Consider the following 12,811-nt stretch of genomic DNA (forward strand, 5'->3'; position numbering starts at 1 on the left):
ACAACGTCGCGGGCTTGCCGATGGTCATTCTTGTTCGGCCAACACATGAAGCAGCCGCGGACGTTGCCAAACAGGAAAATCTGATGTCGCATTCCCTTCCGGGTTCCTGCGCACTACGTCCGGCTCATCGTTACCGATGCGTTTCCCTGCCTATGCACCCGAGTTCTCGGCCAGGGCCTGGGAGGGGGCTTCGGCCCGACCTGTCCCACGCCTGCGCCAGACCAGCCAGGTGGACGAGGCCCCGCTCGCAGCAGCGACGGCAGGAGGGCTCTTGGCTGTCGCTGCGCCAGCGTGGCGAAGCTGGCGGCGCCGAGGATTCTGATCTGCGCTACCCTATGCCGCGTTTCGCCCGGCCTCGCCGGGATTTCCGGGCAGCGCCTCGGCGGCGCGCCCTCGACCATGCAAGGACAACCCATGGAAGCGGTCTCCGTCTCGCAGCATCTGGCTGCTCTGTTCGAATCCCACCGGATCGACTGCGTCGTGCACGGCGAATGGGTGGCGCCAGCCAGGCGGCTACCGGCGATCCGCGCCACCTGGTATGCGGGGGAGAAGACCGGACGGCTGGATGTCGACGTGCTGCTGGAGGACGAGCGCCAGTTGCAGGAAGCCTTCGCCGGCATCGGCAGCGGCGAGGACGGCTTGCAGGACGCGTTGCGTAACTTCGCCTCCAACTCTTTCCACGTGCTGCTTTCCGCGCTCTGGGGCCAGGCCGAGGAGGACCAGGTGATGGTGGAGAGCTGGGAGATCGGCGAGCGGCGTTTCGAGGTGCATATCGGCAACCTCGGCCTGCGCGGCGCCGAGGGCAAGGCGCCACCGCTGCCGGCCGGGCTGTTCCCGAGCATCGAGCGGGCGATCCGCGCCGAGCCGCTGGACGCGCGCCTGCACTGGTTCCGGCATTTCTTCTGTGCCTTCGGCAACCAGCGCACGGTGGAGGCGCTGTTCGACAACCAGCCGTGGGAGGCCGGCATGCAGAACCTGGCCGCTCTCGACTGGCAGGATTCGCAGGGTTACTACAGCGTGCGCAACTTCCTCATGCTCAAGCCGCTGGCGTAGGCCGCCGCGTCGCGAAGCCCGCAAGGCGGACCGGTCGATGGCGGCTCCATCCATATCAGGTCGCCCTTCGACGAGTTCGACCCCTACCACACGACCAGCACTGCGACGATCCTGCGGCCCCTGGCCGACGGGACGATGCAGAATCGTTCTTCATCGGCAAGCGGCGCCATGACTTCCAGATGAGGCGCGCGCAGGACTGACGCGCCGCGCGTTCAGCCGAGCAGGGCGGCCACCTGCTCGGCCGTGGCCTTGGCCGACTGCGGGTTCTGCCCGGTGACCAGGCGGCCGTCGACCACCACCTTGCTGGTGAACGGCAGCAGGCTTCTTTCGTAGAGCGCGCCGCGTCGTTTCATTTCTTCCTCGACGTTGTACGGCACCTTGCGGGCGACCCCGGCGAGCACTTCCTCGATCCAGGAGTAGCCGGTCAGGCGGCGCCCGGCGACCAGCAGGCGGCCATCGTCCAGGCGTGTGTTGAGCAGGCCGCAATAGCCGTGGCAGACCGACGAGATGATGCCGCCGCGCTGGTAGATCTCGCGGGTCAGGTGCTGCAGCCCGGCGTCGTCGGGGAAGTCCCACATCACGCCGTGGCCGCCGGTGAAATAGATGGCGTCGAACGCCTCCGCGTCGACCTGCTCGGGAGCGGCAGTGTCGGCCAGCAGCGCCAGGCGCGTCTCGTCGGCCAGCCAGGCCTTGGCGCTGGCGTCGGCGTGGGGCCAGCCGAGGGCGCGCGGCTCCAGCGGCGACTCGCCGCCGCGTGGGCTGACCAGGCGTTGCTGGTAGCCCCGAGCGGCGAAGATCTCGTAGGCATGGGTCAACTCCGACAGCCACAGCCCGGTGGGCTGGGTCGGATCGGCATAGTGGGCGACGTTGGTGACGACGTGCAGGATGCGCTTGGTCATTGCGTTGACCTTCCTCGGTGAGTGATCCCGTCGGCAGCCGGTTTCGGCAGGCTGTCCGGGTGGGTTGGCGTCACTCTAAGATTCAAGTCGACTTCAAGGTCAAGCGTCGGAAAGCCGCTGCTCCGCCGGCGTGGGAGAGGACCCCCGCGAGCGGGTTTGCCGTGGACGCCCGACCGTCTGTGGAGGGCCTTCCTCGCGCAGGCGTTCCAGCACGCGCTGGGTGTTTTCCGTGCACTGCAGGCCGTCCGGCTTGTTCTCGATGCTTTCGATGGCCACCAGCAATTGCGCCTTGTTCTGTTCCAGGCGTCGTTGCAGGGCCTCGATCTCGGCCACCTTGCGGCGCAAGCCTTCGAGCAGCTCGCCGTGCTGCCAGGCGCCGTCGCCGCTCGGCAGCAGGCGAGCGATCTCCTCCAGGGAGAAGCCGGCGCCCTGGGCGCCGGTGACCAGCTCCAGGATCCACACGGTGTCTGCCGCATAGTCGCGGTAGCCGTTGGCCTTGCGCTGCGAGCGGATCAGGCCGCTGGCCTCGTAGAAGCGGATGCGCGATGTCGCCAGGCCGGTGAGCTTGGCCAGTTCGCCGATTTTCATGTCGCACCTCGAAACGCGTTGACCTTCAAGCCTACTTCAAGCCTAGGGTGGTTTCACGGCCGGGCGACGAACTCGCCTCCATCGACGGGTTCGCCAGGCCGCATGGGCGCTACCGCCGGTCGCGTTTTCCTCGTCCAGGCGGCGCAACGCAGGCGGCTTTCTACTCTACACAGGGGACGGCGGCCGCAGGGTGGCGCCGTTGCCTGCATCCACACCGATCGGGAGAAGCGATATGGGTTACGTGACAACGAAGGATGGCGTCGAACTCTTCTACAAGGACTGGGGGCCGCGCGACGCCCAGGTGATCTACTTCCATCATGGCTGGCCACTGAGTTCCGACGACTGGGATGCGCAGATGCTGTTCTTCCTCGCCGAGGGCTTTCGCGTAGTGGCCCACGATCGCCGTGGCCACGGTCGCTCCAGCCAGGTCTGGGACGGCCATGACATGGACCACTACGCCGACGACGTGGCGGCGGTGGTCGAGCGCCTCGGGGTGCGCGGGGCGATCCATGTCGGCCATTCCACCGGCGGCGGCGAGGTCGTCCACTACATCGCCCGCTATCCCGACGACCCGGTGCCGAAGGCGGCGATCATCAGCGCGGTACCGCCGCTGATGGTGAAGACCGAGGGCAATCCGGGCGGCCTGCCGAAGAGCGTCTTCGACGATCTCCAGGCGCAGCTCGCGGCCAATCGCGCGCAGTTCTACCAGGACATTCCCGCCGGCCCGTTCTATGGCTACAACCGTCCCGGGGCGCAGCCCTCGGAAGGGATCGTCCGCAACTGGTGGCGGCAGGGCATGATGGGCGGCGCCAAGGCCCACTACGATGGGATCGTGGCCTTTTCCCAGACCGACTTCAGCGATGACCTGAAGCGCATCGACATCCCGGTGCTGGTGATGCATGGCGACGACGACCAGATCGTGCCCTACGAGAATTCCGGCGTACTCTCGGCGAAGCTACTGCGCAACGGCACGCTGAAGATCTATCCGGGGTTCCCGCACGGCATGCCGACCACCCAGGCCGAGGTGATCAACGCCGACCTGCTGGCCTTCATCCGCGGCTGAGCGCGCCGGGTGCCGGGGCGCGCTCCCGGCACCCGGTCGGGACCCGGGCGGCGCGGCAAAAAAAGCGTTGACCTTGAAGTCGACTTCAATCTTATCGTCGGGCCACTGTCCTCATGAGGTAGGCCCATGAACCTGTTCGACACGCTGACGCTTCCCAACGGCTCGACCATTCCCAATCGCCTCGCCAAGGCCGCCATGGAGGAGAACATGGCCGATGCCGCGCAGGCCCCCTCCGAACGCCTGATGCGCCTCTACCAGGCCTGGGCCGACGGCGGCGCCGGGCTGCTGATCAGCGGTAACGTGATGGTCGACAGCCGTGCCATGACCGGCCCCGGCGGGGTGGTCCTGGAAAACGACGCGCAACTGGAGAAATTCCGCCGCTGGGCGCGCATCGGGCGTTCCGCCGGCGCGCAGTTCTGGTTGCAGATCAACCATCCCGGCCGGCAGATGCAGGCCAATCTCGGCCAGCAGGCCTGGGCACCCTCGGCGGTGCCGCTGGAACTGGGCGGGATGTCCAGGCACTTCGCTACGCCGAAGGCGATGGACGAGGCGATGATCGCCGAGGTGATCCAGCGGTTCGCCCGCAGCGCCGGCCTGGCCGAGCGGGCCGGCTTCAGCGGGGTGGAGATCCATGCCGCCCACGGTTACCTGCTCAGCCAGTTCCTCTCGCCGCTGAGCAACCGCCGCAGCGACGCCTGGGGCGGCTCCCTGGAGAATCGCGCGCGCCTGCTGCTGGAGATCGTCCGGGCGGTGCGCGCCGAGGTTGCCCCTGGCTTCGCGGTGGCGGTGAAGCTGAATTCCGCCGATTTCCAGCGCGGCGGCTTCAGCGCCGACGATGCCCGCGAGGTGGTACGGATGCTCGATGGCCTGGGCATCGACCTGGTCGAGCTGTCGGGCGGCAGCTACGAGGCGCCGGCCATGCAGGGCGAAGCGCGCGACGGGCGGACCCTGGCCCGCGAGGCCTACTTCGTCGAGTTCGCCCGCGACATCCGCGCGGCGGCGCGGATGCCGGTAATGGTCACGGGCGGCATCCGCCGGCGGCCGGTGGCCGAGCAGGTGCTGGCCAGCGGGGTGGACATGGTCGGCATCGGCACGGCGCTGGCCATCGAGCCGAACCTGCCGCGCGACTGGCGCGCCGGCAAGGACTCGGCGCCGCAGTTGCGGCCGATAACCTGGAAGAACAAACCCCTGGCCTCGCTGGCGAACATGGCCGCGGTGAAGTTCCAGCTGCGCAAGCTGAGCCGGGGCAGGGCGACCAACCCACGGGTGTCGCCGCTGTGCGCGTTGCTCGCGCAGCAGGCCGGCGCGCTCCTGCAGACCCGCCGTTACCGGCGGCTCATGCGTTCGCGCGCCGAAGCCTGAGCACCGTCAGCGCCTCAGGCGCCGTTGCGGTCGAGTTCGGCCAGCTTGCCCGGCAGGCCGAACCAGGCGTCGTGGTCGTCGGGCGCCGGCTTCTTGCGGGTGATCTGCGTCCAGTTGGGATGCGCGGCGAGTTCGCCATTGAGGGCGATGAACTGCCGTTGCCCGAGCGGCACCTCGTCCTCGGCGCGAATCGCGGCGACCGGGCATTCCGGCTCGCAGAGCGCGCAGTCGATGCATTCATCGGGGTGGATGACGAGGAAGTTGGGGCCTTCGTAGAAGCAGTCCACGGGACAGACTTCCACGCAGTCGGTGTGTTTGCAGCGGATGCATTCTTCCAGCACGACGAAGGTCATGATCGTCCTCCCTGGCTCAGGCGTTCGTAGCGGCGGGCGTCGCCAGCCGTTCCAGGCGCGCCGGCACGTACTTGTGCCAGGGCGTGCCGGCGAGGAAGTCGCGCTGGGTGCAGTCGGTCACCTCGTTGGGCGCCACGCCCCGGCGCACCACCTCGCCCTCGGCGTTGCGGTAGTCCAGGCCCTGGCCGTTGGGCAGGGAGATATTGCCCGGCTGCATCATGTCGCTGATCTCCACTTCCGCCTCGACCTCGCCGCGGCGGGTCACCACGCGCAGCACCTCGCCGTCGGCGCAGCCCAGCGCCTCGGCGTCCTGCGGGCTGATGCGCAGGGTGCCGTAGCGCCCGCGGCGGTGCCAGCCGGTGTCGCGCACGGCGGTATTGCTGGTGTCGCTGCGCCGCTCGCCGGCGGCGAGGATGAACGGGTAGGCCGGATCGTGGGGTGGCGCGCTGTGGGCGAGCTTGGCCAGTTCCGGCAACAGTTCGGGGATGTGCAGGTTGATCCGCTGTTCGGGACGGGCGACGGCCTGCCAGCTTTCGGCGTAGGTGGTTTCGGCGAAGACCACCCCGGACGGGTTGTCGAGCATGGCCTGGAACAGGCGGTCGGCGGCCAGCGGCGGCAACCCGTCGAAGCCGGCGCGGGCAGCGGTCTTGCGGTTGTTCAGCACGTGCAGTTGGCAGATGCCCCAGATCGCCGCGGCCGCTTCCATGCCGGCGGGCAGGGTCGGGCCGAGGGTACGGTAGAGCAGGACCGGCGCGTATTTCATGACCTTGGGGCGGGTCGCCGCGGCGGCGAGGAAAGCCGCCGAGAATGCCTTGCGCCCGAGCTTCAGGGCCAGGCGCAACGGCCGGTAGTCTTTCTCGCCGAGCACGCCCATGGCTTCCAGCAGGCGGGCGTGGATCTCCGCTTCCGGCAGGGTGCCGGGGCGCGCCGGGAACAGCGGCGCGCGCAGGTGGAAGGCGTTGCGCGGGAATTCCAGGTTGAAGAAGGTCGCCTCGGCCTTTTCGAACTGGCTCGCCGCCGGCAGCACGTAGTCGGCGTGGCGCGCGGTCTCGGTCATGGCCACGTCGATCACCACCGACAACTCCAGGGCGCGCATGGCTTCGCGCATGCGCTGGCTATCGGCCAGCGAATGCAGCGGGTTGCCGGTCTCCACCAGCATGGCGCGATAGCGCTTGGGATGGTCGGTGAGGATTTCCTCTGGAATCACGTTGCAGGGAATCAGGCCGATGATGATCTTGGCATTAGCCACCGGGCTGCGCTTCTCGACGCGTGGCGCGCCCCTCTTGCCCATCGAGGTATCGCCCTTGCTCGCCTTGGACAGCGAGAGGAAGGGCACGAAGGCGTTGCTGGTGCCGGGGCGCCCGTAATGGCCGGTGAGCAACCAGACCAGGCGTTGCAGGTAGCTGCCGAGGGTCGAGTGCAGGTTCATCTGCATGCCCAGGTCTTCCAGCGCCGATACGCTGCTGGCGCTGGCGATCCGCCGGGCGGCGGCGCGCAGCTTGTCTTCCGCCACCCCGCAGGTCTCGGCGCAGTAGGCCACCGGGATGGCGTTCAGTTCGTCGACGATGTGCTCGTAGCCGCTGGTGTGTTCGGCCAGCCAGTCGCGCGCCAGCAGCCCGTCCTGGACGATGATCCCGACCAGCGCCGCCAGGCACCAGGCGTCGGTGCCCGGACGGATCTGCAGGTGGAAGTCGGCCAGGGCGGCGGTTTCGCTCAGGCGCGGATCGATCACGATGATCGAGCGTGCGGGGTCCTTGGCCATGGCGTTGAGCAGCACGCGGGCGCGGGCGAAACCATGGGATTGCCAGGGATTCTTGCCGATCAGGATGGCCACCTCGCAATGCTCGAAGTCGCCGTGCACGCCGGTACCGAACATCTTGCCCTGGACCCAGAACTCGCCGGTCTTTTCCTGGGCCAGGGCGTTGGAGCGGTACTTCACCCCGAGGGCCTTCAGCGTGCTGTCGCCGTAGGCGCCACCGAGGTGGTTGCCCTGCGCGCCGCCGCCGTAGTAGAGGATGCTTTCGCCGCCATGCCTGCGCTTGATGGCGAGGAATTTCTCCGCCACCTCGCGGATCGCCGTGTCCCAGTCGATGGCTTCGTAGCTGCCATCGGGGCGCCGGCGCATCGGCGTGTCCAGGCGGTCGGCGCCGTTCTGGTAGTAGTCCATGCGCTGCGATTTCTCGCAGACGTAGCCCTGCGAGGCGGGGTGGTCGTCATCGCCGCGGATCTTGCTGATGCGGCCATTCTCGGTCTGCACTTCCAGCCCGCAGTTGAGGCTGCAGAGGATACAGGCGGTCTTCTTCCATTGCGGGGACGGCGTAGTCACGGTGTGTTCCTCGTTGTTGTCGTTGCCGGCGCAACCTGGGGCGCACCCCAGCCGTGCGGGCTTCGTTCTTTCGGGACTGCCTGACGCTGTGCTGCAAGGACGACGCGCGGGCGGCACACGGAACCCCGTCGTATCGGCCTTTCCCTCTCATGCTCGACGCTTCTACAGTTCCGAATCGGAACTTATTACGCGGGCGCTGACATGGGACCCGTCCGTAGTGCTGGTTTGTCCGATCCTGGCAGGAGCGCGCCGGGTCCATGACCTTTTCGGCCGGATACTAAGTTCCAATTTGGAACTGGTCAAGCTCCGAAGCGGCCCCCTAGAATGGACGGAGGTTTTTCCGGGAGAACCCCATGAAATGGCAAGAAGTCGGCGAAACGCCCTGTTCGATGGCGCGCAGCCTGGCGATCCTCGGCGATCGCTGGACGCTGCTGATCCTGCGCAACTGCTTTCTCGGCATGCGCCGCTTCGATGAGTTCCAGGCCAGCCTCGGGGTCACCCGCCAGGTACTGGCCGACCGCCTGAGCCGGCTGGTGGAGGCGGGCGCGCTGAAGAAGGTGCCTTACCAGGAGCGACCGCCGCGCTACGAATACCGCCTCACCGAGATGGGCCACGACCTGCATCCGGTGCTGCTGGCCCTGGCCAATTGGGGCGACCGCTGGCTCGACGAGGGCCGCGGCGCTCCGGTGGAGTATGTGCACAAGGCCTGTGGCCACAAGTTCCGGCCGACCATGGTCTGCCCGGAGTGCGGCGAGCCGGTGGGGTCGCGCGATGTGACGGCGGTGCCGGGGCCGGGGTTCGCGGCGATGGCTGGCAAGCTCGCGCAGAACTGAATCCGCGCGCGCTCTGCCAAGGGCGGGCCGCGACCCGCTCGGTTCGCTCAGCCGGCCTTGCGGAAGACGAACATCAGCCCCACCACGATCAGCCCCATGCCCAGCAGGCTGAGCCAGCCGAGGCGGTTGCCGAAGACCATGAAGTCCATGATCGCGGTCACCGCCGGCACCAGGTAGAACAGGCTGGTGACGTTGACCAGGTTGCCCTGGGCGATCAGCCGGTAGAGCAGCAGGGTCGCGCCCACCGAGACCACGACGCCCATCCATAGCGCGGGGACCAGGAAGCCGGCGTTCCATTCGAACTCGAACGGCTGGAAGGGCACGAACGCCAGGCACAGGCCGAGGCCGGCGAGGTACTGCAGGGGCAGGGTGCCCAGCGGGTTCTCGCGGATGCCCTTCTGCATGATCGAGCCGCCGGTGACGCCGGCCAGCGCCAGCAGTGCGCAGAGGATGCCGGCCGTGGACATCCCGGCCAGGCCGATGCCCTGGTAGACCACCAGCACCAGGCCGGCCAGGCCCAGCAGCAGGCCGAACAGGCGCGCCGGCGACTGCCGGCGTTCGAGGATGACGGCGGTGAGGATCGGTTGCACGCCGAGGATGGTCGCCATCATGCCGGGAGTGACCTGCAGCTTCAGCGAGAAGATATAGAAGATCGGATAGATCCCCAGCATCACCAGGCCGGTGAGCAGGGCCTTGCCGCGCTCACGCGCGCTGCGCGGCGTGCGCAGCCTGAGCAGCGGGGCGAGCGGCAGCAGGCAGGCGAGGGCGATGCCGAAGCGGAACACCAGGAAGGCGAACGGCGAGGAATGCGCCAGGCCCCATTTCGAGGCGATGGCCCCGCTGCTCCAGAGCAGGACGAAGAGGCTGGTGCTGGCCAGGCCGGCCAGTGCGGATTTGTTCAGTGCAAACATGGATCTGCCACCTTGTAGTCGGGCATGCCGCGGGCTCGGGCCGGCGGCGGACGGCACGCTTCGGCAGCGGATGGCGCTGCTTGCGGCGGGCTGTGGAAGGGCGTTGGGGCGCTACCGCGCTCGTCAGGGACTGACGCCCGGCGGCGGGCAGGCGGCCGAACCGGGAGGGGGAGGCGGCGGCGAGGCGACTACAGGAGGGGAAACGCAGCCCAGGCTGGCGCACGGCTGGAGCGCGCCGACCTCGCCGGTGGCTACCGGAAGGGCGGGGAGCGAGCTGTGCGAGCGCTGGTTCATGGAGGCTATCCGGTGGATGAAGACAACGAGAGGGACTATAGCGGGCCGTCCGGGATTTGACGAGCCTGTGGGCGAGCCTTGCGCTAAAACGCCAGCCCGGCGACAAACCGGGCCGGCGCCGGGCTTCACTTGCCGGTCTTCACCGTGTTCCAGGTGCGCGTGCGCACGCGGTCGATCTTCTGCGGCATGGACTCGAGGGCGAACAGCTTGGCCATCTTCTCCTGCGGCGGGTAGATCGCCGGGTCGGCCTTGATCTCTGCGTCCACCAGCGGGTCGGCGGCCAGGTTGCCGTTGGCGTAGTGCACATGGTTGCTGATCGCGGCCATCACCTCGGGACGCAGCAGGTAGTTCATGAAGGCGTAGCCGGCCTTCTCGTCGGGCGCGTCGACCGGCATCGAGACCATGTCGAACCACAGCGGCGAGCCTTCCTTCGGCGTCGAGTAGCGCACTTCCACGCCGTTGTTGGCCTCCTTGGCGCGGGTCGCGGCCTGCAGGATGTCGCCGGAGAAACCGACCACCATGCAGATCTCGCCGTTGGCCAGGTCGCTGACGTACTTCGAGGAGTGGAAGTAGCGGATGTACGGGCGCACCTTCAGCAGCGCCGCCTGGGCCTGCTTGTAGTCGTCGGCCTTCTGGCTGTGGTGTGGCAGGCCGAGGTAGTTGAGGGTGATGGGCAGCAGCTCGGGGCCGTTGTCCAGCACCGCCACCCCGCACTTGCTCAGTTTCTGCATGTATTCGGGCTTGAAGAATATATCCCAGGAGTCCAGCGGCGCGTCGTCGCCGAGCACCGCCTTGATCTTCGCCGGGTTGTAGCCGATGCCGGTGGTGCCCCAGAGGTAGGGGAAGCCGTACTGGTTGCCCGGATCGTTGACCTCCAGGGCCTTGAGCAGCACCGGGTTGAGGTTCTTCCAGTTGGGCAGCTGGGACTTGTCCAGCTTCTTCAGGGCGCCGGCCTGGATCTGCTTGGCCATGAAGTGGTTCGACGGGAATACCACGTCGTAGCCGGATTGGCCGGTCATCAGCTTGCCGTCGAGGGTCTCGTTGCTGTCGTAGACGTCGTAGGTGGCCTGGATGCCGGTTTCCTTGGCGAAGTTCGCCACGGTTTCGGGAGCGATGTATTCGGACCAGTTGTAGATCTTCAGGTTGTCCGCGGCGAGGGTTGCGCCGCTGCCGCAAGCGAGGGCGAGGAGGGTGAGGGAAGCGATTCGGGTCTTCATTGTTGTAGGTGTCCTGTCGGCTGACGACAGCGTCGGCGACGGACTGGTTCGCCGCCGGCGCTCAGGGGGCGCCGGCAACGCTGGCCGGCACCCGGGTTTTATCCCGCGTTGCCGGAAGCGAGGAAAGGGGCGGCTTTTATCTGCGGGCCCGCAGACAGTAGGCGGCACCGCAACGGGGCGTCGCTCCGCCTGCCTGCCTCAACTCAGGGCGACCTTGACCCCGAGGGCGATCAGCAGGCCGCCGAGCAGCTTGTCCACCACCCCCTGGGCCCTGGCCAGGCCGCGGCGCACCACCGCGCTCTGGATCAGCACCACCAGCAGCGGCCACCAGAGTGCGGCGAGGCCGACGATGATGCCGGCGTACCAGAGCTTCTCGGCGAAGCTGGAGTCCAGGCTCAGCACCTGGGTGAACACGGCGAGGAAGAACAGCGTGGCCTTGGGGTTGAGCAGGTTGCACAGGTAGCCCTGGAGGAACGCGCTCCAGTGGCCGACGCGCTGCACGCCGCCGACCGCCAGGTCGAGCGTGCCGCCGCCGCGCGAGCGCAGGGCCTGGATGCCGATCCAGATCAGGTAGACCGCGCCGGTGTACTTCAGCGCGTTGAACAGCCACGGCGTGGTGGTGATCAGCACCGCCAGGCCGGCGACGCAGTAGGTCATGTGGGTGGCCACGCCGAGGATCACCCCCAGCGAGGTCATCATCGCCGCCGAGCGCTGGTAGCGCGCCGCGTTGCGGATGATGAGGAAGAAGTCCGGGCCGGGCGAGAGCATGCCCAGGGTGGCGAGGGTGGCTACGAAGAGCGAGGTTTCCAGCATGATTCGATACGCCTGGCGCAAGGCGGCGCCGGTTCGCTGCGGCGCCGCGGGTCGGTGGTTACTGGGTCAGTTCCTGTTCGCTGAACAGGCCGTCGAAGAGCATGCTCGAAAGATAGCGCTCGCCGGAATCGGGGAGGATCACCACGATGGTCTTGCCCTGCATGTTCGGCTCCTCGGCCAGGCGCACCGCGGCGGCCATCGCCGCGCCGGAGGAGATGCCGCAGAGGATGCCTTCTTCCTGCATCAGGCGCAGCGCCATGTTCTTCGCTTCGTCGTCGCCGATCTTCTCGACCCGGTCGACCAGCGACAGGTCGAGGTTCTTCGGCACGAAGCCGGCGCCGATGCCCTGGATCTTGTGCGGGGCGGGCTTGACCTCCTCGCCGGCGAGGGTCTGGCTGATCACCGGCGAGGTCACCGGCTCCACCGCCACGGCGAGGATCGGCTTGCCCCGGGTGTTCTTGATGTAGCGCGAGACGCCGGTGAGGGTGCCGCCGGTGCCGACCCCGGAGACCAGCACGTCCACCGCGCCCTCGGTATCGTTCCAGATCTCCGGGCCGGTGGTCTTCTCATGGATCGCCGGGTTGGCCGGGTTGTCGAACTGCTGCGGCATGAAGTACTTCCCGGGATCCCCCGCGACCAGTTCCTCGGCCTTCTGGATCGCACCCTTCATGCCCTTCGCCGGTTCGGTCAGGACTAGCTCCGCGCCCAGCGCCTTGAGCACCTTGCGTCGCTCCAGGCTCATCGACGCCGGCATGGTCAGGATCAGTTTGTAGCCGCGTGCGGCGGCGACGAAGGCGAGGCCGATGCCGGTGTTGCCGGAGGTCGGCTCGACCAGGGTCATGCCGGACTTCAGTCTGCCGCTGGCTTCGGCATCCCAGATCATGTTCGCGCCGATCCGGCACTTCACCGAATAGCCGGGGTTGCGCCCTTCGATCTTGGCCAGGATGGTGACGCCGCGCGGGGCGATGCGGTTGATCTGGACCAGCGGCGTGTTGCCGATGGACTGCGCGTTGTCTGCGAAGATGCGGCTCATGATGGTGTCCTTGTCGCATGGAGAAAGATCAATCAGCCTATTCCGCCCCCGCCCGCGCGTCCAGAC

General features: G+C 67.7%; 12 protein-coding genes. 4 read left to right on the top strand and 8 right to left on the bottom strand.

All coding sequences use genetic code 11. From position 1 onward, the window contains the following. Positions 1-414 precede the first annotated feature (414 nt). Entirely contained in the window at positions 415-1,053 is a 639-nt protein-coding gene (locus tag AC1RB9_RS11635; RefSeq protein ID WP_003451829.1) for a DUF6348 family protein, read from the top strand. A 212-nt stretch (positions 1,054-1,265) separates the two neighbouring features. Here AC1RB9_RS11635 and AC1RB9_RS11640 read toward each other — a convergent pair whose 3' ends face one another. Both AC1RB9_RS11640 and AC1RB9_RS11645 read right to left on the bottom strand, forming a co-directional pair. Next, a complete protein-coding gene (locus AC1RB9_RS11640) occupies positions 1,266-1,952 on the bottom strand; it encodes a type 1 glutamine amidotransferase domain-containing protein (protein ID WP_003451826.1) in 687 nt (228 codons plus the stop codon). Between the two features lie 99 nt (positions 1,953-2,051). Continuing rightward, positions 2,052-2,540: a MerR family transcriptional regulator gene (locus AC1RB9_RS11645; protein WP_003090587.1), complete on the bottom strand. Its 489-nt coding sequence runs from the start codon at positions 2,538-2,540 to the stop codon at positions 2,052-2,054. A 232-nt stretch (positions 2,541-2,772) separates the two neighbouring features. Here AC1RB9_RS11645 and AC1RB9_RS11650 point away from each other — a divergent pair, with 232 nt between their 5' ends. Together AC1RB9_RS11650 and AC1RB9_RS11655 are read left to right on the top strand one after the other, a co-directional pair. After that, positions 2,773-3,603 (top strand): alpha/beta fold hydrolase, encoded by an 831-nt coding sequence (locus AC1RB9_RS11650; RefSeq protein WP_003116692.1) that lies wholly within the window; start codon positions 2,773-2,775, stop codon positions 3,601-3,603. A gap of 126 nt (positions 3,604-3,729) precedes the next feature. After that, positions 3,730-4,965: an NADH:flavin oxidoreductase/NADH oxidase family protein gene (locus AC1RB9_RS11655; protein WP_003122573.1), complete on the top strand. Its 1,236-nt coding sequence runs from the start codon at positions 3,730-3,732 to the stop codon at positions 4,963-4,965. A 14-nt stretch (positions 4,966-4,979) separates the two neighbouring features. Here the strand turns inward: AC1RB9_RS11655 and fdxA are convergent, their stop codons facing one another. Beyond that, positions 4,980-5,318, bottom strand: a complete 339-nt coding sequence (gene fdxA, locus AC1RB9_RS11660; protein WP_003090580.1) for a ferredoxin FdxA — start codon at positions 5,316-5,318, stop codon at positions 4,980-4,982. A 16-nt stretch (positions 5,319-5,334) separates the two neighbouring features. After that, on the bottom strand, positions 5,335-7,644 hold the full coding sequence (locus tag AC1RB9_RS11665; protein ID WP_003116694.1) for a molybdopterin oxidoreductase family protein: 2,310 nt from the start codon (positions 7,642-7,644) through the stop codon (positions 5,335-5,337). A 353-nt stretch (positions 7,645-7,997) separates the two neighbouring features. Here AC1RB9_RS11665 and AC1RB9_RS11670 point away from each other — a divergent pair, with 353 nt between their 5' ends. After that, entirely contained in the window at positions 7,998-8,477 is a 480-nt protein-coding gene (locus AC1RB9_RS11670; RefSeq protein WP_003090577.1) for a winged helix-turn-helix transcriptional regulator, read from the top strand. A gap of 47 nt (positions 8,478-8,524) precedes the next feature. Here AC1RB9_RS11670 and AC1RB9_RS11675 read toward each other — a convergent pair whose 3' ends face one another. The 4 genes from AC1RB9_RS11675 to cysK form a co-directional block, all read right to left on the bottom strand. Further along, on the bottom strand, positions 8,525-9,388 hold the full coding sequence (locus AC1RB9_RS11675; protein ID WP_003090576.1) for a DMT family transporter: 864 nt from the start codon (positions 9,386-9,388) through the stop codon (positions 8,525-8,527). 419 nt (positions 9,389-9,807) lie between these two features. Then, positions 9,808-10,899, bottom strand: coding sequence for a polyamine ABC transporter substrate-binding protein (locus AC1RB9_RS11680; RefSeq protein WP_003090575.1), 1,092 nt, complete (start codon positions 10,897-10,899; stop codon positions 9,808-9,810). A 198-nt stretch (positions 10,900-11,097) separates the two neighbouring features. Next, positions 11,098-11,712, bottom strand: a complete 615-nt coding sequence (locus AC1RB9_RS11685; protein WP_003143795.1) for a LysE family translocator — start codon at positions 11,710-11,712, stop codon at positions 11,098-11,100. Between the two features lie 58 nt (positions 11,713-11,770). Then, positions 11,771-12,745 (bottom strand): cysteine synthase A, encoded by a 975-nt coding sequence (cysK, locus tag AC1RB9_RS11690; RefSeq protein WP_003090573.1) that lies wholly within the window; start codon positions 12,743-12,745, stop codon positions 11,771-11,773. Positions 12,746-12,811: the final 66 nt, after the last annotated feature.

The organism is Pseudomonas sp. 20-5 (genome assembly GCF_056782835.1).

Bases quoted from the DNA above. Each gene is read 5' to 3' on its own strand.
- cysK (WP_003090573.1), bottom strand. From the start codon at position 12,745: ATGAGCCGCATCTTCGCAGACAACGCGCAGTCCATCGGCAACACGCCG.
- AC1RB9_RS11640 (WP_003451826.1), bottom strand. From the start codon at position 1,952: ATGACCAAGCGCATCCTGCACGTCGTCACCAACGTCGCCCACTATGCC.
- AC1RB9_RS11635 (WP_003451829.1), top strand. From the start codon at position 415: ATGGAAGCGGTCTCCGTCTCGCAGCATCTGGCTGCTCTGTTCGAATCC.
- AC1RB9_RS11650 (WP_003116692.1), top strand. From the start codon at position 2,773: ATGGGTTACGTGACAACGAAGGATGGCGTCGAACTCTTCTACAAGGAC.
- AC1RB9_RS11655 (WP_003122573.1), top strand. From the start codon at position 3,730: ATGAACCTGTTCGACACGCTGACGCTTCCCAACGGCTCGACCATTCCC.
- AC1RB9_RS11685 (WP_003143795.1), bottom strand. From the start codon at position 11,712: ATGCTGGAAACCTCGCTCTTCGTAGCCACCCTCGCCACCCTGGGCATG.
- AC1RB9_RS11670 (WP_003090577.1), top strand. From the start codon at position 7,998: ATGAAATGGCAAGAAGTCGGCGAAACGCCCTGTTCGATGGCGCGCAGC.
- AC1RB9_RS11675 (WP_003090576.1), bottom strand. From the start codon at position 9,388: ATGTTTGCACTGAACAAATCCGCACTGGCCGGCCTGGCCAGCACCAGC.
- AC1RB9_RS11680 (WP_003090575.1), bottom strand. From the start codon at position 10,899: ATGAAGACCCGAATCGCTTCCCTCACCCTCCTCGCCCTCGCTTGCGGC.
- fdxA (WP_003090580.1), bottom strand. From the start codon at position 5,318: ATGACCTTCGTCGTGCTGGAAGAATGCATCCGCTGCAAACACACCGAC.
- AC1RB9_RS11645 (WP_003090587.1), bottom strand. From the start codon at position 2,540: ATGAAAATCGGCGAACTGGCCAAGCTCACCGGCCTGGCGACATCGCGC.